Below are 25882 nucleotides of genomic sequence, written 5' to 3' on the forward strand. Positions count from 1 at the left end.
CAAGAATGCAGTTAACGCCCCGCTCTACCTCACCTCAACAATATCCAAAGCCCGATTCGCCAACAGTTCACTCACCTCAATCACCTGCAAAATCCCCATCGCAACACGCCGTCGCGATCCCTCAAGATCAAACGCCAAATCACTGATCATGGCATTCGCCGAAGCCAGGTTTTCACTGAGATTGGCAAGCAGACATTCCGAATCAACATCCGGTGCAATACGGAAGATGGTGTCGGGTTTGTCAGACGTTTCTTTCTTCGGCGTAGGCTTTAGATAAAAATCCAAAGCGCGGGTAGCAGCATCATCAAGCTTCTTGTCACGAGCAGACTGAACACGAGACACGGTTTCGTCTGTAATTGGCGGGTTCGGTGTGATTTTGACCATGGTAAAACTCCTAGAGTCTGTTGGAGCTACCACCCTTCGCTGCGAAACGAAGTATGGGGTGGCAGCTGTACGCGGGTTCGCAGACCGGGACTCTAGGGACCGGCAGACCCGAAGGTCTCCCACGCACAGCCACCTCTGACGAAATCACAGACATGGGCGATCTGCTTTCGAAGGTGACGTTGTGCGCCTATAGAGTCCGGGCTGCGAAACCCGATCACTGATGAGCAGTGACGGATTCAAACTACCGACGTGACCCAAGGCGCACAAGCCGGCGGATTCTGGCGTAGTTGTAGGCAATGGCGCAAGGCGGTGTCGGGTGGGTGTTGGGGTTGTGTCGAGCTGCTGATTGGTCTGTAGGCTGCTGATCTATTTGGCTGCTGCGCCGACATCGCGAGCAGGCTCGCTCCCACAGAGGGACGTGTATGCATATGTCGCTGCTGGCGACATGACGACAGAACGTGTCGCCGAAATCGAAAAATGGCGACACGTCAGGCGTTTCAAAAATAGGGTTGGCGGGAGCGCGACTGGCTGCATCCTTGCAGCCAGTCGCGAAGAGGTATTACTTAAGCGTGACGTCGAGCATCGGCGGGATGTAACCGTAGTCGTACTCAGCCACCACGAACGTCTGCTGCCCTTTTATTTTCATGCCCACCGTGGGTGCCTCAGTGCCGCCCACACGAATCTGCGTGCCGGTTTCGTCGGTCGGTACGCTGTCGATAAAGGAGGTCACCAGGCCGTTTGGCATCACATAGTGCGAGTAGGTCTGGAATGGCTGGGAGGACGGGTTGCCCAGCACCAGGCCGGATCCGTTGAGTGGCACGTAAGGGCCGAACAGCGAGTCCGCGACAAAACCGTACACGCCGTCCGGCCCGGTCACGCCGTCGCCATAGGTGAAGGTGTGGCTGATCGTGAACAGATAGTACTTGCCATCCTGGAACACGAAGTGCGGGCGTTCGGTCTGGTCGTTGACCCCCACGGCGGTCAGCAGGGGTGGCAACATTTCCCAGTCGTCACCGTCCGCGTCGCGGGCTACGGCGATGCCAACACAGGCGGTCTGGTAGCGGGAGTTGCCGACATCTTCATAACCCGGTGGCACATCGCCGATTTCTGCCTCGCCCACTTTGTGCGAGCCGCGCTCACCGGCCACGTTACCTTCGAACAGCATGTACAGCTTGCCGTCGTTCGGGTCGCGGAATGGCCATGGGTCACGAAATCCCCAGAAAGCGTTTTGGGCTTCGGTCTGATACATCTTGCCGTCGGCCTCGAACAGCGGCTTGACCTTCTCGAAGCCGACCATGCTGACACCGTGTTCAGTGGTCACGACCCGGCCGCGCACCTTGACGATGGTCGCGCCCGGGGTGACGGCGGTGTAATACAGGTCCACTTCACCGCGGTCGTTCAACAGAATCGGCGTACCGGCCCATTCGCGGGCGGTCGGCGAAACACCTTCGGCCATCACGCGGCCACCGAATTCCCAGTTCTTGCCGGTGCGAGAAAACCAGTAGTACATCTTTGCCCGACCGTGACGATCGTTCCAATCGCGGAGGATGTCGTAGTTACCGTCCTCGTCGAGGTACTGCGGGTCGTTTGGATGACGATCGGCCGTCAGCGTGAAGATCACCGACCAGCCATCGACGGACGTCACGTTACCGTCCAAGTCGCGCAGGGGCATGGTGTCCCAGATGAACACGTCGTTGTTCAATACCGGGAAATCCGCGCTGACCAGCGGCTGAGTGGTGGTGGGATCGTCCGCCCGGACTTTCAACGCATCAGCGCGGGTCCAAAGGCTGGGTTGATTGGGGGTTACACCAAATTTTTCAGTGTTGGCTTTCATAAGTTACTGCCTCGTCCATGAATGGATTCAAATAAATAATGCTTTAGAAATACTGTATGCGCATACAGTGAAACCACCTTATAGAGGCTCACCTATGCGGGTCAAGCAAAAAAATGCATTTGTGCATATTTTGATTTTTTCTTGGAGCTGATACGTTTCAGCCTTGAACGTTTGCAGAAGTTAGTTCCATGGGAGATCGGCGACGTTGCCTGCACGCTCGGTGCTTTGAATCGCTGATGGGTGGAAGGCGCGCGTAACTGCGCAATGGGAGGGCAATGCATGGAGGGAGCGGATCGCCGTGATCTGCTCGCGAGGTGGTGAATCAGTGGGGCTGATGTTGACTGGTGTATCGCTATCGCGAGCAGGCTCGCTCTCACAGGATTTTCGTAGTTTGATCCTGAATGGACACACCACCAACTGCTCTTGTGACATCGGCCAATGTGGATTCAGTTGAAACACAAATCCTGTGGGAGCGGGCTTACTCGCGAATGCGGTGGGTCAGTCAATATCAATGGTGGCTGGCCCACCGCATTCGCGAGCAAGCCCGCTCCCACAGGGGTTCTTTATCCACCGGTAGATTCGTTGCCAAATGTGCCTACCTGCGCGCATTCTGGAGAATTACCCCTCCAGCCAAACCCCAACTATCGTAATCTCGCAGCTGAACAAGCCCTGCCCCGTAACCGGCCGAGATTCCATTCCCATGCCTTCGATTTACCAGCTCAAACCCGCCTTCCAGAACCTGCTGCGCCCGGTGGTCCAGCGTCTTTACGACAAGGGCGTCACGGCCAATCAGGTCACCTTGCTCGCCGGTATTGTCTCGGTGCTGGTGGGGGCCGTGGTTGCGTGGTTTGCCAGTCATCCTTGGGTGTTCATCCTGGTGCCGATCTGGATGCTTTTGCGCATGGCGTTGAATGCGGTGGATGGCATGTTGGCCCGGGAGTTCGGTCAGCAATCGCATCTGGGCGCCTACCTCAATGAGCTATGCGATATCATCGCCGACGCTGCCTTGATCCTGCCTTTTGCCCTGTTTGCCGATGCCAGTCTGTTGCTGGTGTTGTTGGTCACGCTGTTGGCGTTGTTCAGCGAATACGCCGGTGTGCTGGGGGCGATGGTCGGGGCTTCGCGGCGCTATGACGGGCCGATGGGCAAGAGTGATCGCGCCTTTGTGTTGGGCGTGTTGGCGACCGGGATTGCCCTGGGTTGGCTCGGCGCCGGATGGGTGGATGGTGTGATGGCGGTGGTGGCCGCCCTGCTGGTTTATACCTTGGTCAATCGGGTGCGTCATGGCCTGAATCAAGTGACGGAAAACGCTCCCTCAGCATAAGGAAGTTGCAATGCGTGAAGCCCAGGAACTGACGTTTACCACCTTTGACGGCGTGGACTTGTTTTACCGGCACTGGCCGGCCGTCGCCGCGGCGCCGGGTGAGCCCCGTCAGGCGGTGTTGTTGTTTCATCGCGGCCATGAACACTCCGGGCGCATTGCCCATCTGGTGGATGAACTGGATTTGCCCGGCTTCGACTTTTTTGCCTGGGATGCGCGCGGCCATGGCCAGTCGCCGGGTGCGCGCGGCGACAGTCCAAGCTTTGCCACCAGCGCGCGGGATGTGCAGACCTTTTGCGATCACATCGGCGCAACTCACCAGATCGACGAGCAGAACATCGCCGTGGTGGCGCAGAGTGTCGGGGCGGTGATTGCGTCGACCTGGGTTCACGATTACGCGCCGCGCATTCGCTCGCTGGTGCTGGCGTCGCCGGCGTTCAAGGTCAAGCTTTACGTGCCCTTCGCCCGCCCGGGCCTGGCGCTGATGCGCCGGTTTCGCGGCAACTTTTTCGTCAACAGTTACGTCAAGGCGAAATTCCTCAGCCATGACCCGGAGCGGGTGGCGTCCTACGACAGCGATCCGCTGATCACCAAGGCGATTTCGGTGAATGTGCTGCTGGGTCTGTACGAAGCGGCCGACCGGGTGGTGGCCGATGCCCAGGCGATCCAGGTGCCGACGCAGTTGTTGATTTCCGGTTCCGACTTTGTGGTGCAGCGCAAACCCCAGGAGCAGTTCTTCGAGCGGCTGGGCAGTGTGCACAAGGAGAAACACATTCTGCCGGGGTTCTTCCACGACACCCTCGGCGAGAAGAGCCGCGCGCCGGCCATCGCCAGTGCCCGCCGGTTCATTCTGCAAAACTTTGCCCGCCCGCTGGACCGCCCTTCCCTGCTGGACGCCGATCGCCTGGGCGCGACGTGCGCCGAGTCCGAAGCCTTGGCAATGCCGTTGCCACACAATTCGTTGCGCGATCTGTATTGGCGCATGACCCGCGCCAGCATGCGTTTTGGCAGCAAGTTGTCGGCTGGAGTGAAGCTGGGTTTCGACACCGGCTTCGACTCCGGCAGCACGCTGGATTACGTCTACCGCAATCGCCCCACCGGCACCTCGGCCCTGGGGCGGATGATTGACCAAAACTACCTGAACTCCATCGGCTGGCGCGGGATTCGTCAGCGCAAGTTGCACGTCGAGGAGCTGCTGCGCCTGGCCATGGGCACGTTGCGCGAGCAGGACCGTGAAGTGCGTATTGTCGACATCGCCGCCGGCCATGGCCGTTACATTCTCGAAGCGCTGCAAGGCGTCAGTCCGTTGCCGGAGTCGATCCTGCTGCGCGACTACAGTGATATCAACGTGCGCGATGGCCGTGCGTTGATCCTCGAAAAAGGACTGGGCGATATCGCGCAGTTCGTCAAAGGCGACGCCTTTGATCGCTCGGATCTGGCGGCGCTGGAGCCGAAACCGACGCTTGCGGTGGTGTCCGGTTTGTATGAGTTGTTTGCCGACAATCAGATGGTCGGTGACTCCCTCGCCGGCCTGGCCGAAGCGGTGGAACCCGGCGGGTTCCTGGTCTACACCGGGCAGCCGTGGCACCCGCAACTGGAGCTGATCGCCCGCGCCCTCACCAGCCACCGCGCCGGGCAGGCCTGGGTAATGCGCCGACGCACGCAGGCGGAGATGGATCAACTGGTGGAGGCGGCGGGTTTCCGCAAGATCACCTTGCGGGTCGATGAATGGGGCATCTTCAGCGTTTCGCTGGCTCAGCGCGTGCAGTGATGAGCGCCGTCATCGCCCCCGCTCGCGAGCCCGGCCTGCTGAAACCGGCGGTGCTGTGGCTGCTGTTGTTGGCGCCGTTGTTTTTCAGCACGTATGGCTTCGCCACTTGGGTGACGTCCCAGCGGGATGACGTGGGCAGTCTGGTGTTCGGCTGGGAAAGCCAGATGCCGTTCATGGCGTGGACCATCGTGCCCTATTGGTCGATTGATCTGCTGTACGGCCTGTCGCTGCTGTTGCCCAGCAGCCGCGAAGAACTCAAACGCCACGCCTTGCGCCTGCTCACGGCCCAGGCGATTGCGGTCAGTTGTTTTCTGCTCTGGCCGTTGCGTTTCACCTTCGCCCGGCCGGAAATGGATGGGCTGTTCGGTTGGCTGTTCGACGTGCTGGCAGGGTTCGACAAGCCGTTCAATCAGGCGCCGTCGCTGCACATCGCGCTGTTGGTGGTGCTGTGGGTGTGTTATCAGCGGCATCTGCAAGGGCTCTGGCGTTGGCTGATGCACGGTTGGTTCGCGCTGATTGGTGTGTCGGTGCTGACCACCTATCAACATCACTTTATTGACCTGCCCACCGGTGTGCTGGCCGGGTGGTTGTGTGTCTGGTTGTGGCCGCTGGATCGGCCCAGTCCGCTGAAAACAGCGCGATTGAGCGCAGACCCGGCGCGTCTGCGATTGGCTTTGCGCTATGGTTTAGGGGCTGCGGTGTTTTTCATTCCGGCGTTTGCCTGGGGTGGCGCGTGGCTCTGGTTGATCTGGCCGGCGGTGGCGCTGCTGATGGTGGCACTCAATTACCTGGCATTCGGTGCGAGTGGGTTTCAGAAACGTGAAGATGGCCGGCTGAGCCCGGCGGTGCGCTGGTTGTTGGCGCCTTATCTGGCGGCGGCGTGGATCAATTCGCGATGGTGGACGCGCAAGCATCCGCAGGCGGATCAGGTGGCCGATAACGTCTGGTTGGGGCGCATTCCCACGCCGATGGAATTGAAGGACAGTCCGTTTAACAGCGTGCTCGACCTTTGCGCGGAAATGTCCATGGACAGCACCGGGATCGCCTATCGCACGTTGCCGGTGCTTGACCTGACCGCGCCCAGTGCCGAGCAGTGCCTGGAGGCTGCACGGATGATCGAGAACCTGCGTCAGCATGGGCCGCTGCTGGTCTGCTGCGCCTTGGGTTATTCGCGCAGCGCCAGCGCCGTGGCCGCGTGGTTGTTGCACACTGGCCGGGCCGCCAGCGTCGATGCGGCCATCGTCCAAATCCAGCGGGCCCGCCCGCACGTTGTTTTGCATCCAGCGCACCGTCGGGCGTTGGAACGGTTATCCACAAGCACGAGGAATGACCATGATCAGTGATATGGAACTCCACACCGTGGCGAGCCTGTTGCGCCGGGGTCACTCGCTGGATCAGCTCTCCACCGGGCTGACGCTGCTGGCGGCGCTGCTGGGGCTGGCTCAACTTTTGGTCGGCAGCGTCAATCCGTGGCTGCTGTGCTTTAGCGTCGTGATATTCATGCTTGGCGTGCTGCAGAAGTATTGGGCGCAACGCGTGGCGTTTGATGCCGACCTGTTCCAGCGCATGGCGGACAGCACCCAATCGCTGGCCGAACGAACCTATACATTGGATCAAGCCCTCACCGCCCTCGGCCTGCAACCGGTCGAACGCAGCGGTCGCCTCTGGACCGAGCGCCGGCATGGCGCGTTGTTGCTGCTGCGCCGCCAGTCGTTGTTGCTGGCCACGCAAGTGGTCTTGACGCTGGGCTTGATCCTGGCCAGTCCCTGGTTAGCTTCAGGTATCTAGGGAGGTTTTTGTGGCGAGGGAGCTTGCTCCCGCTGGCCCCTGTAGGAGCTGGCGAAGCCTGCGATCTTTTGATCTTGATCTTCATCTTTTGCTCTCGACTCAATGGGCAGTGGAAAGATCGCAGCCTCGCTTCGCTCGACAGCTCCTACAGGGTCCAGCGGGAGCAGGCGACTTCGCCACAGTTATGTTTATGTTTCTCAGGACAAGGAATCCTCATGTTCGAACCCGTGGTCGCCAGCCTCATCACCTCCGCCGCCCGCATGGTCACGGGGGCTCGCAGCCTGTGGCTCGGTTGCGCGCCGCAACCGGTGCAGCGGATCTACTTCGCCAATCACAGCAGCCACGGCGACTTCGTACTGCTGTGGGCCTCGCTGCCGCCGGCGCTGCGCAAGCTTACCCGGCCAGTGGCGGGCGCCGATTATTGGCAGACCAGCCCGCTGCGCCGCTACATCATCAACCGGGTGTTCAACGGCGTGCTGGTGGACCGCGAGCGCAAGGACCCTTCGTACAATCCGTTGCAGCCGATGCTCGACGCCCTGGAAAACGGTGATTCGCTGATCATCTTCCCCGAAGGCACGCGCAACCCGGAGGACGGCCTGTTGCCCTTCAAAAGCGGGATCTATCACTTGATGAAAAGCCACCCCGAGGTCGAGGTAATTCCGGTGTGGATCGCCAACCTCAACCGCGTCATGCCCAAGGGCCGCGTATTGCCTCTGCCGTTGTTGTGCACCACCAGTTTCGGCGCGCCGTTGTGCATCGAAGAAGATGAAAGCAAAGCGCAATTTCTTGAACGCAGCCGCGCCGCGCTGCTGGCACTGGCCCCGGAGCACGTCTGACATGGATAGACATACCCTGATGTTGTTTGGCGGGATCGGCGCGATTCTGCTGCTGGCCTCGGTGATTGGTTTCATTCTCAAGTTGCGCACCAAAGGCGCGCCGAACTCGGTCATCGACAACCTCAACGCGCGGATCAACGCCTGGTGGGTGATGGTGCTGGTGATCGGCACGGCGTTCTGGCTGGGCAACGCGGCAGTCATCCTGCTGTTCTACGCCGTGTCGTTTTACGCCCTGCGGGAATTCCTGACCCTCACACCAACCCGGCGCAGCGACTATCCGGCCTTGGTGGCGGCGTTTTACCTGGCACTGCCGCTGCAATACTTGCTGATTTATTTTGACTGGTACGGGCTGTTTTCGATCTTTATCCCGGTGTACGTGTTCCTGCTTCTGCCGATCCTCGCGTCCCTGGGCGGCGACAGCACGCACTTTCTGGAGCGCGCTTCCAAGGTCCAGTGGGGGCTGATGATCGCGGTGTTCTGCATCTCGTTCGTGCCGGCGCTGCTGACGTTGGACATCGCCGGTTTTGAAGGGCGCAACCTGCTGCTGATCGCTTACTTGGTGATCGTGGTGCAGCTGTCGGATGTGCTGCAGTACGTGTGCGGCAAGCTGTTCGGCAAACACAAGATCGCCCCAAACCTGTCACCGTCGAAGACCGTCGAGGGTTTTGTCGGCGGCATTCTGCTGGCCTCGTTGATCGGCGGCGCGTTGTGGTGGATCACGCCCTTCAATCCCTGGCAGTCGTTTCTCATTGCCTTGCTGATCAACCTACTGGGGTTTGCCGGCGGGATCGTCATGTCGGCCATCAAACGCGACCGTGGCGTGAAGGATTGGGGGCACATGATCGAAGGCCACGGCGGCATGCTGGATCGGCTGGATTCAGTCTGCTTCGCCGCACCGATTTTCTTCCATCTGGTGCGCTATTGGTGGACCTGAAAACGTCGGGGCACACGCATTAACCTGTGGGAGCGGGCTTGCTCGCGAAGACGGCGGCACCGTCAACATTGATGTCGCTTGATGCACCGCCTTCGCGAGCAAGCCCGCTCCCACAGCCCCCCAGGTTGACATCTTGCTGACGGCGCCTTAGGGGTAACTGAAGCTCTTGACCAACATCAACTCCCCCGCCGTGCGCATCGGCACCACGAAAGTTTCCATCTTCTCGCTTGGCGTGCCCTCTTCGGTGATGACGGTGATCTGCGCCGTGGTCAGGGCTTGTGCCGCTTGTTGCTCGCCGTCCTCGTCACTGCGATAACCGCCGCCGTAGTAGTTCACGTACACCAGGTACTGGCCTTTGATCGGCGCGGGCATGGCGATGATTTCCGGGCCGTAGCCGGTGGTGACGTCGACGTCGAGCGCGGCACCGTTGGGCACGACACGGTCGCCGTACCAGATGTGGGCGCCGTCCGGGGTGACGAGGTGCAGGTCCAGGTCGGTGCCGTCGCTGTCCCAGGTCAGCAAGACCCGCAGCTTGGCCGGGGTGGCGCCGCCGCTGGTGTTAAGGAATTGGGTGCGGTGGCGTTGCTGGCCGTCAGGGCTGCGCACTTCGACGCTGTTGCTGCCGTTGGGGAACGAGAACGGCCGGTCGAAGCGACCTTCCGGGTCGAGTTTCAGCGGCAGGGTCACGCCGTTGATGATGAGTTTGCCCGGCTCGTTGCTGTTCTTGGGCGCGCCTTTGATCTGGCCGCTGATGCGGGCGGTATTGGCTTGGCCCTGGGGCGTGTTGACCGACGAAGCCGGGTAGTTGACGGTCTGGCTGAAGCTCTCGCCTTCACCGCCCGGCGCGCCGCTGCGCCAGCCGCCGACCGGGGTGTCGAGTTTGATGCCTTCGCCGGCAATGGCTGGCGGCAACACGGCCAAAGCGCAGAGCAACAGCAAGGCCTGTGGATAACGGAGTGTCATGGTCTATTCCAGCAAAAGATGACGGGCAAGCCCTTCGATGTAGGTTTCGTCCTGACCGTTGGGGTGAGCTTCAAAGGCCAGGTGCAAGTATTCGTGGGTCAGATCGAGGCGGTCTTGCAGCGACAGCACACCGCGCACGTAGATGCGCCGGCGTTCGCGGTCGACATAGGGCCGGCCAAAGGCGACACGGCAGACGGCGAAAGCGCTGATTTCGTTGTACCCCACCTCACCTGCCAGCCGAGGGCGCCAGCCGCGTCGCTGTTTCAACAGCCAGTCCTGGGCGGCGGGCAGCGCTTCACACGACGCCACCGGATTGTCCCAGCGGCTGAGGCTGGCACGCGGGTAGGCCTGCAGCAGGATGGCGTCGTAGCGCTGGCCTGCGTTGGCTTGCTCTACCGCTTGCGCCCAGGACAGTTTGTCCGGGCCGGCTTGGTCCGAGTGGTAGGTGACGTCGGTGCCGGCCAGCACCAGATCGCTGGTCCAGGCAGCGATGGCACGGGTTTGCGGCGTCGCCGGACGCGGGGCGACGCGCTGGCGATGACTGCTGTCATCGATGCTCAGGCAATCGCCGTTGCGCTGGGCGTTTTGCAGCAGGTAGCTACGGATCGCCACGGCCAGGGCCTTGGCCGCTTCGGCGGGCTCAGCCTTGGCTTCACGCTGCAGGACCCGGGCGACGTACTCTTCGCGATCCAGTCGCGCCACCAACTTGCCGGGCAGCAGGAACAGCTCGCCGTCGCTGTGGATATCCAGTTGGTTGCCGTTGGCGAATTCGACACGATAATCGCCGCGCAACGGACCCGGGGTGGCCGGCCGGTCACCGGCCATCACCCGTTGCAGGGGATACCGGGCGAACAGGTCCACCTCCACGCATCGCCCCGTTTCCGCCGGCCAACGGGACGGCAGTGCCGCCGCCAATCCATCACCGTAGGCCTTCAATATCTGCTCGCTGGTGCCACGCCCACCGGCCCACACCGGCGTGCCGTCGGCCAGCCAACCGGCAAAACCGCCCTGGCGCGATGACGGGTCCTGCTCACCCAGCCAGCTCCAGGTCTTGACCCGCAGACGACTGCCCAATTGGCCGACGAGACGCCCATCCGCTGCGTTGAGCACTACGTCCAGCAGCACCCGGCGAGCCTGATCCTGAGCCGGCAGCATCGCCAGTGCCTTGAGCAGTTCAGCCACGCGAACCTGTTTTTGCGGTTGCAGGCTCGGCAGGTCAAGCAGCCACGACGGCGCTTGGCGGGCCTGCCAGTACTCACGCCAGTTCGAGGCCGAAAGCCCGAGCCGCTGCGGCTCGAAATACAGGCCGCAGGATTTCACCAACGCCTGATCGCGACCGATGCTCTGCCCGGCGCTACAGCAATAAACTTCCTCTTTGGACGCACCGCGACATTCATAAACCGGTTCGCGAGCGCCGGTGTCCACCAGCCACGCGTAGACAAACAGCTTCCACACGCTGCCCAACGGCGCCTGTAAGAACTCGGGCAATGGCTGGCGATCCAGCACCTGGGTCTGGCTCACTCGCAGCAACTGGTCGTCGAAGGCCAGGCGCAACGGCTCCTCCTGCGCTGTAGCCAGCGCAGGGATCAAGCACAACAGCCACCAGACCCAAGGTCTGCGCATGTCAGTTGACCGTGACCTGACCGAGCGCTGGTTTCTGTTCCCGAGCCTGATGCTGTGGCGCATAGACCTGAGTGAAGCGCACCGGCGGCAAGGTGAACTGGCCTTTCTGGGAGAAGCGCACCAGATGCCGCAGGCGCAGCTCGCCACTGAGGGCGTCCAGCGGCACCGCGTAACCCATCTGGCCCGGCTCGAAGCGCGCCTTTTCCAGGGCAGTCGGCTCGCTGCCGGCCTTGCCCAGCAACTGGATGCCCCAGGTGGTGCGCTCCACATCGGCACCCGGCGGCAGCGGCACTTCGAGCATGCCGTAGCGCAGCGGCGTAGACGCCTTGCTGTTGATGATCACTTCATCCAGATAAAGGCTGTCGCTGGACAGCGGCTTGCTGCCCACGGCTTCGAGCTTGAAGGTGAAGGCCTCGTCGCCCGGCACCAGACGAGACAAGCGCCGGGTGATGGTCACCGCCATCGGCGCCACCGGCGCTTGCTGGCTCTGGTAGCTCAATGCCGCCTGCAGCGGGCGCTCCTCGGCACCGCTGAGGGTCAGCAGGGTCGGTAGCTGCGCGCCCTGCCATTGCCAGTAGGTTTCACCGGTGACGCCTTGCCGGGCCTTCCAGCCTTCGCCCGGGGTCAGTGCCACGGCGGGCGCAGCCTGTTCGATGCTGCGTTGCAGCCAGGTCAAGGCCAGGGCCCGCTCAAGGGTGGATTGCTGCGGCAGCAGACGTTCGAGCAAGGCCTTGGCACGCGCCTGATCGAAGCTTTGCAGCGACAGGCTCAAGGCCTCGACGAACGGCTGGGAGCTGACGTCCAGTTGCTGTTGTGCGGCGTCGAGTTGCCGACTGAAGGCCTCCGGCAGCGGCACCTTCACCTGCCTGGCGAGGGAAGCGGTCAACACGCGCGCGCTGGCCAGGCCCAGGGCCGAATCCGGCGCGCTCATGACCAGACTGTCTTCGCCACTGTCCATCACGCTCGAACCGCTGCCCTCGCCGGCTTTCGCCAGATCGTCCATCAAGCCGCTGAGCAAGGTGATCACCGGCAGTTGCATCTGTTTGGCGAACGACAGGATCAGCACACGCTGCAGCAACGGCGTATCGCCGGCCTGTTTGGCGTAGACCTCCAGCACCCGCTGCCAGTGCTCCGGCGGCAGGCTCAGGTCCAGGGCCTGGCTGGCGTGCCAGTCAGCGTAATAGGCATAGGCCGTGAGGAACGCATCCGGTTCGCCCACCTGGCCCCACCAGGTGAAGCCCGCCGCTGGCCCGGCCATTTGTACCAGGCGCAGGCGGCTGTTCTGCATGATCAGCCGCAAGCGATCGCGAACCTGCGGGTTCGCCGCCAGGGTCGGGTAGGCGATGCTCAATGGCAGCAGACGACTGGCGGTTTGTTCGACGCCGCCGTAGGGGTAGCTCAACAAGTCATCCAGGGCCGAACGGAACAGCGCTTGCGGGCTGTCGTCCAGGCGCAGGCTGATATCGCTGGCATCAAGCGGCAGCGTTAGCGGTGTGTCGCCGCTCGCCACGTCAAGGCGCTGGCTCTGGATGACTTGCCAACCGTTGCCAATGGCATTGAGCTGCACGGCCAGGGTGTCCTGGGTTTCACCGTTCACCTGCAACTGCACGTTCAAGTCCCCGTTGCTCAGCTCCAGAGACGGTAGCGCCACGTAGTTGATGCCGTGCTTCAGGTCCGCCACCACGCGCTGTTCAGTACCGGCGTAACGGATCAGCAACTCGGCCTTCAATGGCTGTTCGGACTGGCTGAAAGCGAACAGGCCCATTTGCGGTTTGTCACCGCTGCGGAACCGGGTCGGGCCGCTCCACTTCAGGTACAGCGGTTTCTCTGAACCGATGAATTGCTTTTTCTGCCCCACCTGGCCGTCGTCGGCGATGGCCCGGGCCGTGATACGCCAGCGAGTCAGGGAGTCCGGCATCTTGAAGGTGAAACGGGCCTTGCCGTTAGCGTCGGTGACCAGTTCCGGTTGCCACGCGGCAGTGTCGACGTCTTCCCGACGAGGCCGCTCCAGCACTTTTACACCGCGCTCGCTGCGGTTGGCCTTGCCCGGCGCACCGGGGCTACCCGGCAGGGCCACGTCGTAGCTGATGAACGACAGGCTGGCGCTGGTACGCACGTTGTTGCGACGCGGATGGTAGAAAAACTGATCGATGGTCGGCGCCACTTCCGGTTGCAAGGCGTAGATCATTTCATCCACGACACTGACGGTCAGGTGCGCCGGGATCGCCTTGCCGACGAACTGGGTGCTCAGGTCAACGGTCACCGTGTCGCCAGGCCGATAAGTGGCTTTGTCGGTCACGATGGCGACGTCGATCTGCGGCGCAACCACCTTGATACCGGCGTTCTGGAAGCTGTATTGGCCGCCCTTGGTGTACAGCACCGAGAAGGTCAGGTTTGGCGCAAAAGCGTCCTTCACCGGGATGCGCGCGCGGTATTGAGTGTCGCTGAGCTTTTCCATCTTCAGCCAGTCGCCGCCCTTGGACAGCAGCGCCGTGGCCTCGACCTTGTCTCGCTCAAGCGACAACAGCGCATCGCTGACCGGCTCCGGGAAAGTGATCAGCGCCAGGGCTTCGTCACCGGCCTGGTACTGGGCCTTGTCGAGGACGATCTCGACCGTGCCCGGCACGGCCTTGATGCCTTCGCCGGTCACTGAATGGCCGCTGGCGCCAATCACTCGACCGTGGTCATCCTTGAGCGTCAGGTTGTAAGTGCCCGGGCGCTCGAAGGTCAGGCTGAAGCCTTTGTCCTTGGCCGCCAGTTTGCCTTCGCCAGTGCTCTGGTCTTCCAGCCGCACCCAGGCGTAGCTGCCCGGCGTCACGGCGTTGCTTTGCGCGGTGCCACTCTCGTTGGTGTAACTGAACGAGACGTTCTCGCCGGCGGCGCTGAAACGCTGGGGTGCGCTCAGGCGAAAATTCGCCGCGCCACGGTCGATAAGGATTTCCTTGGTGGTCTTGACCCGATACGCCGCGCCATCGCTGGCAAACACAGTGAGCGTATAGCGGCTCGGTTTGTCGGCGGCCGGCAGTTCGAGGGTAGCGTTGCCCTTGGCATCAGTGGTGACTTCACTGCTGGTCAGCTCCACCGGGAATTGCCCCAGATATTGCAGCTCGTTATCGACCATCGACAGTTGCTGGGCCCGCAGGCTCAGGCTCACCTTGGCGTTGGCCACCGGTTTGCCGTCCGGGTACAGCAGCACGAGAGCGCCCTTGACCGGCTCGCCGGTGCGGTAATCCTGCTTGGCGAGGTTCAGCGCGATTTCGAAGTGCGGCTTGATGTATTCGGCTACGCGAAAGGCACTGCTGTAGAGCTGGTCCTTGTAGCTGAAGCGCAACTCATAACCACCGGCCACGGCGTTTTCCGGCAACTGGAAACGGCCTTGGGCACCGGCCTTGGCGTCCAGTTTCAGCGCCAGGGTTTGCAGCTCGGTGCCGGTGGCATCCAGCACGCTGAGATTGACGTCAGCGGCCGCCGGTTGCACCGAGTCCCGGGCATTCTTGAATTCACGGCCGACGATTTTCAGCGATACCCAGTCCCCCGGCCGATACAGCGGCCGGTCGGTAAAGGCGAACAGCTTGGTGTCGTAGATTTCGCTGTCGTAGTAGAAATTTTCCGAGACGAATACCCCGCCCTCCTCGTCCTCGCCGATGACGAACGAACGCTCCGGGCTGACGTGCTTGAGGCGCAGCAAGCCGTCTTCATCGGTGGCGCCGCTGCTCATCACGCCCAGGCCGTCGGTCCACAGTACGTTGACCTTGGGCACCGAACGACCTTCGTGTTTACGCGCGGCCCAGACCAGCAGTTCGTCCCCGGCGATCTTGCTCACCGCCACGGTGTTGGAGACAAAGACCATGGTGGTAGCCCGGTATTTACCGATCAGCGCTTCGACCAGATACAGCCCCGGTTTCAACTGGCCCAGCGGCACGTAGACGTTGCCTGGCGCGACACTGATGAATTCACTCGACGAACCCGCCAGGTTGACCCCTGCTGGCGGCTGGATCGGCTTGGCCTGCCACAGCGGATAACGGAACTGGCTGACCACCGGCAAACCCGGAATCAAGGCGAACTGTGGTTGCGCATCGTAGGGCGTCGGTGCGGCGATGGCGCTGCCCATTTTCAGTTCCGGCACTTGTTCGGTGACTTGCTGCCGGGACTCGTAGGAAAACGCCCGCTGCATCACCCGACGGGATTTGCGGTACCAGTTGTCCCACAGATACGCCAGGGTGTTCGACAGTCCTTCGCCCTTGAACTGGCCGTCGCTGACCACCCGGTGCAGGTTCTTCTGGCGCTTGAGGAAATCCAGCGGTTTTTCGATGCGATACACGCGGATATCGGCACCGCCGTAAGGCTCCATGCGGAATTTCCGATAGTCGCGACCCGGCGCTTCGAGGCGGACCATGGCTTGCTCGTCACTGGCAAAGCTGCTGTCGGCCAGCAGGAAGAAGCTTTCACCGGCCAACGGTGTGTAGCCGCTGGGCTCAACCGTGTCTTCGGCATGGACGATGGGCGCCAGCAACAAGGCGAACAGCAGGGGCAATTTTGAACACAAGCGCAGCATGCGGGCACCGGTCATTGGGAGAGAAAGTTGAGTCGATAGACGCCGATGAAGTTGGGGTTGGCTGCGTCGGGTATCCATCGGGTGTCCTTCCAGTTCATGAGTTGCTGCAGGCTTGCCGAGCGCATGCCGTTGTCGGTTGGGGTGGTGGTGCCGGTGTGATAGGCGATGTTGCGGCCCATCCAGATCATCAGGTGCTGGTCATCGCCCTGATCGAAGAACATCAGGTCGCCCGGACGGGCCTGGGTGACGTCCCGGCTCACCAGATGGCTGTTGAACTGGATCAGCTTGATGGCGTTGACGTAGGGCCCGACCTTGCCGCCGCCCTGTTGCCATTGCTGGGCCAGACGTCGCTGGGCGTCACTGAGCTCAAGCTCTGGCGGCAGGTAGCGATTGGACAGGCCATTGCTGCGCAACCACTTCTGGTCGTGGACTTTCAGCGCTTCATTGGCCGCAAAGCGCACCAGCCCGGCGCAGTCCTGTTGGTACCAGCGTGGGCTTGGGCCTCTGGTCAGTTGTTCCTGGGCGATACGCACGAACCAGGCGCGAAAGACCTTCGATTGCTGTAAATCCAGCGAGGCTGTCTGAGCGGCAAACGCCGGCCCGCCCAGCAGCAGCGCCAGCATCAACACCCATCCGGGGCGAGGGATCAACCCGATCACAGCGCTTTCCATTCCAGTGGCAACCACTGCCAGTGACCGTCCGGCTCGCTGCCTTCAGGCAATGTCAGAGCGTATTTGCCGTAGCCGCCCAGGGTGCGCAGCTTCGGAATCAGGTAGGTTTGCGCGGCGTTGTAGAACACCGGCTCCATGTCCTGGGGCAAGCTGTCGAGGGTTTCGCGTTGCATCAGTTGCGCCATGGCATCCGGGCCGAAGTAGACCGGCATCAGCAGGTCCTTGGGCACCACGTCGGCCATGGGCGGGAAGCGCTTGTCGAGGGTGCCGAGGGCCTTGTCCACCAGTTTGTCGTCAAGGGAAAACAGCAGGGTCGAACCGTGCCGCGCCAGGCTGACTTGCATGAACGCCTTGCCGGTGATCGCCTCGGGCTGCGCGGCCTCCTTGGCCGGGTAAGGGCCGAAGTTGGAGCTGACCTGACGTTGCCAGCGGTGCATCGGGCCTTCCTGTGTTTCAACAACCGCAAACGCATGTTCGGCGACATTGTTTTCGTAGGCGCCCACCATCGAACCGAACAGGTTGCCCAGGTCGGCATCGAGCTTGCCGCCGTCATCGTTCAGGTTCGCCACCAGCAGTGGCGTGTACAGCCGTGAATCGGCGTACCAGCACAGCCCCGCCGCGCCGGCCATGTGCTCGATCATGGTCTGGGCCGCGCTGTCGTCGGCACCGAGTTTCACCAGCAACGGTTTCTGTTGTTCGGCGGCCAGAGGCAAGGCGACGCAGGCGCTGGCGCCCATGGGCATGGCTTGCCAGATGGGCTTGAAGTCGAAGTCTGGCTGGTCTTCCAGTTCGTCCATGGCCAGGAAGCTGTGCCAGCCGTTGTCGTCCATATCGAAGCGCAACCCGGCGAAGTTCGGGATGAATCGCTGGTAGCCCATGGCGAGCACGCTGGCATTGACCGAGATGCGTTGCTTGACCTCAGGCGCCTTGGGCAGCAGGCCGAAGGCTTCGGGGAAGAGCTTTTCACCGGCCAGCAACGCTTCGAGGGCTTGGGTCGAGACCATGCCGGGTTCGTCGGTGGGGCCACTTCCCAGGTCGTAGAGCCTGGTCGGATTGGACAACACCACCAGCTTGTCGCCATGGGAAGCGAACACCAGGGCTTTGCTGGCGTTATAGGTGAGTTGATAGACCGGCACCACGTCGCCGGCGACTTTCATCTCGCCGAGCTGGCTGAGCTGTGAATCATCCAGCGCCACTTTTGCCAGCGGCTCCAGCACCTTGGCCAGGCCACCGCGATCCATCACCAGCAAAAAATCCTTGAGCCGCCCATCGGCGCCGCGCCATAGCGCTACGTCGGCCGGCTGGTCGAAAAGCTGCTCGATCAGGCTGTCCTGCAGTTTGAGGTCATGCTCGTAGATGATCCGCCGCAGGCTGCCGATCAGCCCGAGGCGGTCGGCATGGGTTTCGTAATAGAAGACGAAATCTTCGGTGAGCGTGGCCTTGAGGAACGGCACCGCCAGCAAGTCCTTGGGCAGTTGGCTCAGGGAATGGGCCTCGAGCAGGCCATCGGGGCGGCTCAGGCCGAGTTTTTCCAGGGCCAGTTCCATCGGCGGCGCCTTGGGCTTGGTCATGAACCAACCCAGTCCGGCAGCGACACCGGCCACCAGGCACAGCCCGATCAGCAGCGCCGGCCAGCGGCGCGCGGGTTTGGCGGCGGGGGCCGGTGCGGTCGGGGAAGCAGTGTTGTCGCTCATATTCACAAGGGCCTGTTCATCCGTGGAGCGTTAGTAGTTGAAAGTCTTGACCAGCAACAGATCGCCGATGGCGCGCAGGGGCACGACAAAGGTTTCGCGTTTTTCATCGACGGTGTTTTCGTTGAGCACCAGGTTGATCTGCGAGGTGATCACCTCGTTCTGGTTGCTGGTTTCTTCGAAGTTGTAGCCACCGTTGCCGTAGTTACCCCAGTAGTTCACGTAGACCAGGTAGGTGCCGTGCATCGGTGCGGTCATGGTGAACATCTCGGGACCAGGGCCATCGACGCCATCGGGGTCGAGCCCGCCGCCGTTGCTCAACGCCGGCCGGCCAAAGAACGCATGCTGACCGTCGGGGGTGACGATGTGCAGGTCCAGTTCGGCCTTGGGATCGTCCCAGCCCAGCACCACGCGGATCTGTGCCGGGGTTCGCTGGTTGTTGGCTTCATAGAACTGCACGCGCTTGAGGGACTGGCCTGCGGAGCTGCGTACTTCGACGCTGTTGGAGCCAGCGCCAAAGGCATACGGCCGGGCGAAACGCCCTTCGTCGTCGGTATAGAGATTCAGTGGATTGCCGTTGACCGCCAGGCTGTGGGGCGCACGGGCTGTGCCCATGGCCTTGAGCCGGCCTTCGATCATCGTGCGATTGCGCTGCACGCCTCGGTCGATGGGCGGTGTGGGATAGGCCACGCGCGGGTTCTCAGTGCGATCGAGCAAGCCGCTGTAGCGCCAGCCGCCCACGGGCTCCGACAGCTCGGCGGCAGGCTCGGCCCACGCCAGCGGCGCGCCCGTCAGCACGATCAACAACGAAAGAAAACGCATGTATGCCTCCTGCCATGCATGACGCAACCCGGCGCCCTTCCTCGGCGCTGCCTGTCATTATTCGGGTTACGTCTGAAGACCCCGCCACAAGAGGCCCGTAGATGCGGGGAAGGTTAGCGATTCGGCGGATTATTCACAATCAGGGAACGCGCGATTCTGTGTGGGAAATCACGTACTGAGGGGGGGCGTGAGCCGAATAGGGAGCTTATTCGGCTCACCATATGAGCCGAATAGAGTTATTATTCGGCTCATCAACCTTTGGACAGGACTTATGACCCCCTACTGGATCTGGCAACAGCCCGACTGGCCCGACTTTCGCTGGCAAGCCGAGGTATTGGCGCCACTGCTGCGCGAATGCGTGCAGGCCCAAGGCCAATTGCTGGGCATGACCAGCGTCGTCACGACCTCGCTCAGTGCTCAGAATGAGCTGGACGCGCTGCTGCAAAACATCGTGACGTCATCGGCCATCGAAGGAGAGCAACTGAATGTGGGGTCGGTGCGCTCATCCCTGGCCCGACGCCTGGGCCTGGAGCAGGTGGGTGACAACCCGGTCAGCCAGCGTAGTGAAGGGTTGGCGAATCTGTTGCTGGACGCGACCCGGCACCTCGATCAACCGCTGACGCTCCAACGCCTGCTGGAATGGCATGAGTGGCTGTTTCCTGATCAGCCAAACGAGCTTGCCCATCAGCAGATCCGTGTAGGCACGTTGCGCGGCGACGAGCCGATGCAAGTGGTTTCGGGCAGACTGGACCGCCCTACCGTGCACTTCGAAGCGCCTCCGCGCAAAGGACTCGAACAACAGCTGCAAGCATTCGTCGACTGGTTCGAAGCCAGCCGTCATCAGGCCGGACTCGATCCTTTGTTGCGTGCCGGTGTCGCTCACTTCTGGTTTGTCACCCTGCATCCATTCGACGATGGCAATGGTCGCCTGACCCGCACCCTCACCGACCTGGCGCTGGCTCAAGGGGAAGCCCAGGCCATTCGTTTCTATGCCATGTCTGCAAGCATTCTGGACGACCGTGCCGGTTACTATCGGATCCTGGAAACCAGTCAGAAAGACACATTGGACATCACCCCCTGGCTGAGCTGGTTTCTGCAGACGCTGCAGCGCAGCCTCCAGCAGGCGATGAAGCGGATTGACCGCGTGTTTTGCAAGGCGAGATTCTGGCAGGTTCATCGCGACAGCGCGCTTACGCCTGAGCAAATCAAGGTTCTCAACCGTATGCTCGACGGCGGTGAGAAAGGCTTCGAAGGCGGCATCAGTGCAGCCCAATACCAAGCGGTGGCGAAAGTTTCCAAGGCTACGGCTACCCGCCACCTGTCGGAACTGCTGGAGAAAGGCTGCCTTGAACGAATGCCCGGTGGTGGACGCAGTACCCGTTACCGGGTTAGTTATCCGATTGGCTGAAGGCAGGCAAAAGCCCACCGTCCCGCTTTGATTTATCCCACCCTGATTTGCCCCAATACCCCATGTCTGCTAGTGTCGCGCCCGTTTAACAGTCAACCGGAATCGCCGCCATGGCCCGCAAAAAAGCTGCACTGGACTTCGAACAATCTCTGGCCGACCTGCAAACGCTGGTCGAGCGGCTGGAGAACGGCGAGTTGTCGCTGGAAGACTCGCTGACCGCCTTCGAGCAGGGTATCGGCTTGACTCGCGACTGCCAGGCGGCGCTGGCCCAGGCCGAGCAAAAGGTTCAATTGCTGCTCGAGCGCGATGGTGAGCTGACCGAAGAGCCGTTCGACGCGGACCAGCCTGAATGATCGGCGCTTATCAGGCCGGCAGCCAGGCCCGGGTCAACGCGGCACTGGATAGCCTGTTCACCGCCCCAAGCCCTGAGCTGGCGCGGTTGTACGAGGCCATGCGCTACAGCGTGATGAACGGCGGCAAGCGCGTGCGGCCGCTGCTGGCCTATGCGGCCTGCGAGGCCTTGGGCGGCGCGCCTGAACAGGCCAACGGCGCGGCCTGCGCAGTGGAGCTGATCCACGCGTACTCGCTGGTCCATGATGATTTGCCGGCCATGGACGACGACGATTTGCGTCGCGGCCAGCCCACCACCCACAAGAAATTCGACGAAGCCTGCGCGATCCTGGCCGGTGACGGCTTGCAGAGCCTGGCCTTCAGCGCCCTGCTGGAGCCGACGCTGAGCGATTGCCCGGCGCAGATTCGCCTGGACATGGTCAGCACCCTGGCGCTGGCGGCCGGTCCCGCCGGAATGGTCGGCGGCCAGGCCATCGACCTTGGTTCGGTGGGCCTCAAGCTCGATCAAAACGCGCTGGAGTACATGCATCGGCACAAGACCGGCGCCTTGATCGAGGCCAGCGTCAAACTCGGCGCCCTGGCCAGCGGTCGAGCCACGCCTGAGCAACTGCAAGCCTTGCAGACCTATGCCCGGGCCATTGGCCTGGCGTTCCAGGTGCAGGACGACATTCTTGACGTCGAAAGCGATACCCAGACCCTGGGCAAACGCCAGGGCGCCGATATCGCTCGCGACAAACCGACCTACCCGGCCCTGCTCGGCCTCGACGCTGCCAAGGCCTATGCCCTGGAGTTGCGCGACCAGGCCCTGAGCGCGCTGCGACCCTTTGACACGGCGGCCGAGCCGTTGCGCGAGCTGGCCCGATATATCGTCGAACGCCGTAGCTGATACGGGGTCAGACTGCGTATCGGCCAAGTTCCGGCCTACGCGTGGGCAGCTTGCGATGCATAAGGTAAACTGCCGCCTCTTTCTATACCTATAACGATTCGCCTGATGCCCACGACGTTTCAAGAGATTCCCCGCAAACGCCCGACCACGCCGCTGCTGGACCGCGCCAACACGCCGGACGGCTTGCGTCGCCTGGGTGAAGCCGAGCTGGAAACCCTGGCCGATGAGTTGCGCCTGGAGCTGCTCTACACGGTCGGCCAGACCGGTGGGCACTTCGGTGCCGGCCTTGGCGTCATCGAGCTGACGATCGCGCTGCATTACGTGTTCGACACCCCGGACGACCGGCTGGTGTGGGACGTCGGTCATCAGGCCTATCCGCATAAAATCCTCACTGGCCGTCGCGAGCGCATGGGCACGCTGCGCCAGAAGGACGGCGTGGCAGCGTTCCCGCGGCGCTCCGAGAGCGAGTACGACACCTTTGGTGTCGGCCATTCCAGCACCTCCATCAGCGCCGCTTTGGGCATGGCGATTGCCGCCCGTCTGCAAAATAGCGAGCGCAAGGCGATTGCCGTGATCGGCGATGGTGCACTGACGGCAGGCATGGCATTCGAGGCGCTGAACCACGCGCCGGAAGTCAACGCCAACATGCTGGTGATCCTCAACGACAACGACATGTCGATTTCGCGCAACGTCGGTGGGTTGTCCAACTACCTGGCGAAGATTCTTTCCAGCCGCACCTACGCCAGCATGCGCGAAGGCAGCAAAAAAGTGCTCTCGCGCCTGCCCGGCGCCTGGGAAATCGCCCGCCGCACCGAGGAATACGCCAAGGGCATGCTGGTCCCCGGTACGCTGTTCGAGGAGCTGGGCTGGAACTACATCGGCCCCATCGACGGCCATGACCTGCCCACACTGATCGCTACCCTGCGCAACATGCGCGATCTCAAAGGCCCGCAGTTCCTGCACGTGGTGACCAAGAAAGGCAAAGGCTTCGCCCCGGCGGAAGTTGACCCGATCGGTTACCACGCCATCACCAAACTTGAGCCGGTGGACGCCCCGGCCGCCGCCCCGAAGAAGGCCAGCGGACCGAAGTATTCCGCTGTGTTTGGCCAATGGCTGTGCGACATGGCCGCCGCTGACCCACGCCTGGTGGGCATTACCCCGGCGATGAAGGAAGGCTCGGACCTGGTGGCCTTCAGCGAACGCTACCCGCAGCGCTACTTCGACGTGGCGATTGCCGAGCAGCACGCCGTCACCCTCGCCGCCGGCATGGCGTGCGAAGGCGCGAAACCGGTGGTGGCGATTTATTCGACCTTCCTGCAGCGCGGCTACGACCAGCTTGTTCATGACGTCGCGGTGCAGAACCTCGATGTACTGTTCGCCATCGACCGCGCAGGTTTGGTGGGCGAAGACGGCCCAACCCACGCCGGCAGTTTCGACCTGTCGTTCCTGCGCTGCATCCCCGGCATGCTGCTGATGACGCCGAGCGATGAAAACGAGTTGCGCAAAATGCTCACCACCGGCCACCTGTTCAATGGCCCGGCGGCGGTACGCTACCCTCGCGGCAGCGGCCCGAACGCGACCCTCTCGACGGATCTCGAACCCATCGAAATCGGCAAGGGCGTGATCCGTCGCCAGGGCAAGCAGACCGCCCTGCTGGTGTTTGGCGTGCAACTGGCCGAGGCCCTGAAGGTCGCCGAAACCCTGGACGCCACCGTGGTGGACATGCGTTTCGTCAAACCGCTGGACGAAACCCTGGTGCGCGAAATGGCCACCAGCCACGAACTGCTGGTGACCGTCGAGGAAAACGCCATCATGGGCGGCGCCGGGGCGGCGGTCAGCGAATTCCTGGCTCGGGAAAATATCCTCAAGTCGGTGCTGCACCTGGGCTTGCCGGACATCTACGTCGAACACGCCAAACCGGCGCAGATGCTGGCCGAATGCGGGCTGGATGAGGCAGGGATCGAAGGGGCGGTGCGCCAGCGGTTACGACTACTGGGTCGGTAAATCTTCAGACCACACAAATCCCTTGTGGGAGCGAGCCTGCTCGCGATGACGTAAGAGCAGTCGACATCTATATCGACTGACGCACCGCTATCGCGAGCAGGCTCGCTCCCACAGGGGGATGAGTGGAGCCATATTTCTCGGAACCCCCATGAAACTGCGCCTCACACTAACCCTCTCCCTGCTACCCAGCACCGACCTGCTGGCCGACACCTTCGAACGCGACCAAGCCCTCAAGCTCCCCGACGTGGTCATCAGCGCCAACCGCCAGGTCGAAGCGCGCAACGACAGTAGCGCTGCCAACACGGTTTTCACCCGAGACGACATCGATCGCCTGCAACCGGCCAGCGTCACGGACCTGCTCAGCCGCGTGCCAGGGGTGCAGGTGGCGCCGCTGGGCGGGCGGGGCAGCCTGCCGGGGATTTACATTCGCGGCACCAAATCGGCTCAGAGCCTGGTGCTGGTGGACGGCCAGCGCATCGGCAACTCCACCTCCGGCGACAGCAACTTGCAACGCCTGAACATCAACCAGATCGAACGGGTGGAAGTGCTGCGCGGCTCGCGCTCAGTGATCTACGGCGCCGACGCGGTGGGCGGGGTGATCCAGATTTTCACCCGCCGCGCTAACGAACAAGGCCTGCAACCGCGCTTGCACCTGGGTTTCGGTAGCCACCAGACCTGGGAGCGCAGCCTGGGTCTGTCCGGTGGCGATGACCAGACACGCTTCAACCTCGGCGCCAGCCTGGATGAAACCGATGGGACCAATCGCACCCATGAATCCTACGCCAGCGACCGGGACGCGGACGCCAACCGTAACCAGTCCTTGAGCCTGAGCGTGAGTCATGAGCTCAACGCTGATCTGGAAGTGGGCCTGAACCTGCTGGATAACCGCGGTAAAAGCGAATACGACAATCCGTTCGGCCGCTTCGACCCGAACACCTTCGAGTCGCTGCCCCAGCAGCCCTACAGTGATTTCGCGGTGAGCAGTTTCAGTACGTATGTCGATGGGCGCATCACCGACGGTTGGAAATCACGCCTGGAACTGGGCCACAGCGAAAACCGCGAAAAAACCTTCGACAAGCTCAGCGATGTCCGGGAAGTGTTCAACACCTACCGCGACTCGCTGACTTGGCAGAACGATGTAACGCTGGATGATCGCAACAGCCTGATCGTTGGCGGTGACTGGTATGAAGACCGGATCAACAGCAGCACGCCGTATGACGAAGACAGCCGCTGGAACCGTGCCGCGTTTATCCAGCACCGCTGGCGCGGCGAAACGTTCTCCACCGAACTGGGCGTGCGCCGCGACCAGAATCAGCAGTTCGGTGCCCGGAATAGCTGGAGCGGCACGCTCACCCTACCGGTGAATCCGGACAATGATGTGCTGCTGACCTACAGTGAAAGCTTCCGCGCACCGACCTTCAACGACCTCTACTACCCGCAATTCAGCAACCCGGACCTGAAACCCGAAACCGCGAAAAGCTACGAACTGCAATGGCGCAGCCAACTGAGCGACAGCGCCCGCCTGGAAACTTCGCTGTACCGCACGGACCTGGAAGACGCGATCATTTTCGGCAGCAACTCCCGCCCACAAAACGTCGCCTCGGCACGGATCAACGGTTTCGAAGCAGCCCTGAGCCAAGAGTTTTTCGGCTGGCAGGGCAATTTGGGCCTGGCCATCATCGACCCACGGGACCGCGACAGCGGCCACACCCTCGCCCGCCGTGCGCGCCGGACCCTGAGCCTGGACCTGGACCGTCAATTCGACCGACTGGGCCTGGGCGCCACCTGGCAAGCCGTGAGCAGCAGCTACGACGATGAGAACAACCGCAATGCCCTGGGCGGTTATGCGCTGCTCGGGTTGCGCGGCAGTTGGGCGTTGAACCGCGAGGTGAAGCTGGAGATGAAGGTGGATAACCTGCTGGACAAGGGCTACAGCCGGGCGCTGTATAGCCATGAAGGTGGGCAGTATGGGTACCGGGAGGAAGGCCGGGCCTGGTTGTTTGGGGTGACTTGGACGCCGGCGCTCTGATCCAGAACTTG

At 62.1% G+C, this 25882-nt stretch carries 19 protein-coding genes; 11 read left to right on the forward strand and 8 right to left on the reverse strand.

Features of this window, described 5'->3' with window-relative positions:
• Positions 1–24 precede the first annotated feature (24 nt).
• Together BM132_RS25100 and BM132_RS25105 are read right to left on the reverse strand one after the other, a co-directional pair.
• Positions 25–384, reverse strand: a complete 360-nt coding sequence (locus BM132_RS25100; protein WP_092459481.1) for a DUF6124 family protein — start codon at positions 382–384, stop codon at positions 25–27.
• Between the two features lie 559 nt (positions 385–943).
• A complete protein-coding gene (locus BM132_RS25105; protein WP_092459483.1) occupies positions 944–2218 on the reverse strand; it encodes a glycoside hydrolase family 68 protein in 1275 nt (424 codons plus the stop codon).
• Positions 2219–2918: 700 nt separating this feature from the next.
• Between BM132_RS25105 and BM132_RS25110 the strand changes: the two genes are divergently transcribed.
• The 6 genes from BM132_RS25110 to BM132_RS25135 all read left to right on the forward strand — a co-directional run bounded on the left by BM132_RS25110 (position 2919) and on the right by BM132_RS25135 (position 8868).
• A complete protein-coding gene (locus BM132_RS25110) occupies positions 2919–3542 on the forward strand; it encodes a CDP-alcohol phosphatidyltransferase family protein (RefSeq protein WP_092394712.1) in 624 nt (207 codons plus the stop codon).
• Positions 3543–3552: 10 nt separating this feature from the next.
• On the forward strand, positions 3553–5310 hold the full coding sequence (locus BM132_RS25115; RefSeq protein ID WP_092459485.1) for a bifunctional alpha/beta hydrolase/class I SAM-dependent methyltransferase: 1758 nt from the start codon (positions 3553–3555) through the stop codon (positions 5308–5310).
• On the forward strand, positions 5310–6653 hold the full coding sequence (locus BM132_RS25120) for a phosphatase PAP2/dual specificity phosphatase family protein (RefSeq protein WP_092459487.1): 1344 nt from the start codon (positions 5310–5312) through the stop codon (positions 6651–6653). The genes BM132_RS25115 and BM132_RS25120 overlap by 1 nt, the downstream gene beginning before the upstream one ends.
• Positions 6643–7098, forward strand: a complete 456-nt coding sequence (locus BM132_RS25125; protein ID WP_092459489.1) for a hypothetical protein — start codon at positions 6643–6645, stop codon at positions 7096–7098. Before BM132_RS25120 ends, BM132_RS25125 begins: the two co-directional genes overlap by 11 nt.
• Before the next feature lie 215 nt (positions 7099–7313).
• Positions 7314–7934: a lysophospholipid acyltransferase family protein gene (locus BM132_RS25130; RefSeq protein WP_092459491.1), complete on the forward strand. Its 621-nt coding sequence runs from the start codon at positions 7314–7316 to the stop codon at positions 7932–7934.
• Between the two features lies 1 nt (position 7935).
• The gene (locus BM132_RS25135) at positions 7936–8868 is read left to right on the forward strand and encodes a phosphatidate cytidylyltransferase (RefSeq protein WP_092459493.1); all 933 of its coding nucleotides are present in this window, start codon (positions 7936–7938) and stop codon (positions 8866–8868) included.
• Between the two features lie 147 nt (positions 8869–9015).
• On the opposite strand, the gene BM132_RS25140 is transcribed toward BM132_RS25135, so the two are convergent.
• From BM132_RS25140 to BM132_RS25165, 6 genes are read right to left on the reverse strand one after another with little or no spacing between them, the layout of a single operon-like run.
• Positions 9016–9831, reverse strand: a complete 816-nt coding sequence (locus tag BM132_RS25140) for a YfaP family protein (protein WP_092459495.1) — start codon at positions 9829–9831, stop codon at positions 9016–9018.
• A 3-nt stretch (positions 9832–9834) separates the two neighbouring features.
• Positions 9835–11454 (reverse strand): DUF2300 domain-containing protein, encoded by a 1620-nt coding sequence (locus tag BM132_RS25145; protein ID WP_092459497.1) that lies wholly within the window; start codon positions 11452–11454, stop codon positions 9835–9837.
• Position 11455: 1 nt separating this feature from the next.
• Positions 11456–16024 (reverse strand): alpha-2-macroglobulin family protein, encoded by a 4569-nt coding sequence (locus tag BM132_RS25150; RefSeq protein ID WP_092459499.1) that lies wholly within the window; start codon positions 16022–16024, stop codon positions 11456–11458.
• Positions 16021–16680, reverse strand: a complete 660-nt coding sequence (locus BM132_RS25155) for a DUF1175 domain-containing protein (protein ID WP_092459501.1) — start codon at positions 16678–16680, stop codon at positions 16021–16023. The genes BM132_RS25150 and BM132_RS25155 overlap by 4 nt, the downstream gene beginning before the upstream one ends.
• Positions 16665–18374 (reverse strand): DUF2138 domain-containing protein, encoded by a 1710-nt coding sequence (locus tag BM132_RS25160; RefSeq protein ID WP_092459503.1) that lies wholly within the window; start codon positions 18372–18374, stop codon positions 16665–16667. Before BM132_RS25160 ends, BM132_RS25155 begins: the two co-directional genes overlap by 16 nt.
• Positions 18375–18404: 30 nt before the next feature.
• The gene (locus tag BM132_RS25165) at positions 18405–19193 is read right to left on the reverse strand and encodes a YfaP family protein (protein ID WP_092459505.1); all 789 of its coding nucleotides are present in this window, start codon (positions 19191–19193) and stop codon (positions 18405–18407) included.
• A gap of 271 nt (positions 19194–19464) precedes the next feature.
• Between BM132_RS25165 and BM132_RS25170 the strand changes: the two genes are divergently transcribed.
• The 5 genes from BM132_RS25170 to BM132_RS25190 all read left to right on the forward strand — a co-directional run bounded on the left by BM132_RS25170 (position 19465) and on the right by BM132_RS25190 (position 25871).
• The gene (locus tag BM132_RS25170; RefSeq protein WP_092459507.1) at positions 19465–20601 is read left to right on the forward strand and encodes a Fic family protein; all 1137 of its coding nucleotides are present in this window, start codon (positions 19465–19467) and stop codon (positions 20599–20601) included.
• 110 nt (positions 20602–20711) lie between these two features.
• The gene (locus BM132_RS25175) at positions 20712–20954 is read left to right on the forward strand and encodes an exodeoxyribonuclease VII small subunit (protein ID WP_047229733.1); all 243 of its coding nucleotides are present in this window, start codon (positions 20712–20714) and stop codon (positions 20952–20954) included.
• Complete coding sequence (ispA, locus tag BM132_RS25180) at positions 20951–21838, forward strand: (2E,6E)-farnesyl diphosphate synthase (RefSeq protein WP_092459509.1); 888 nt, start codon at positions 20951–20953, stop codon at positions 21836–21838. Before BM132_RS25175 ends, ispA begins: the two co-directional genes overlap by 4 nt.
• A gap of 105 nt (positions 21839–21943) precedes the next feature.
• Positions 21944–23842, forward strand: a complete 1899-nt coding sequence (gene dxs, locus BM132_RS25185; protein WP_092459511.1) for a 1-deoxy-D-xylulose-5-phosphate synthase — start codon at positions 21944–21946, stop codon at positions 23840–23842.
• Between the two features lie 148 nt (positions 23843–23990).
• The gene (locus BM132_RS25190; protein ID WP_092459513.1) at positions 23991–25871 is read left to right on the forward strand and encodes a TonB-dependent receptor domain-containing protein; all 1881 of its coding nucleotides are present in this window, start codon (positions 23991–23993) and stop codon (positions 25869–25871) included.
• Positions 25872–25882 lie beyond the last annotated feature (11 nt).

Source organism: Pseudomonas sp. NFACC45 (assembly GCF_900113505.1).
Classification (GTDB): domain Bacteria; phylum Pseudomonadota; class Gammaproteobacteria; order Pseudomonadales; family Pseudomonadaceae; genus Aquipseudomonas; species Aquipseudomonas tehranensis.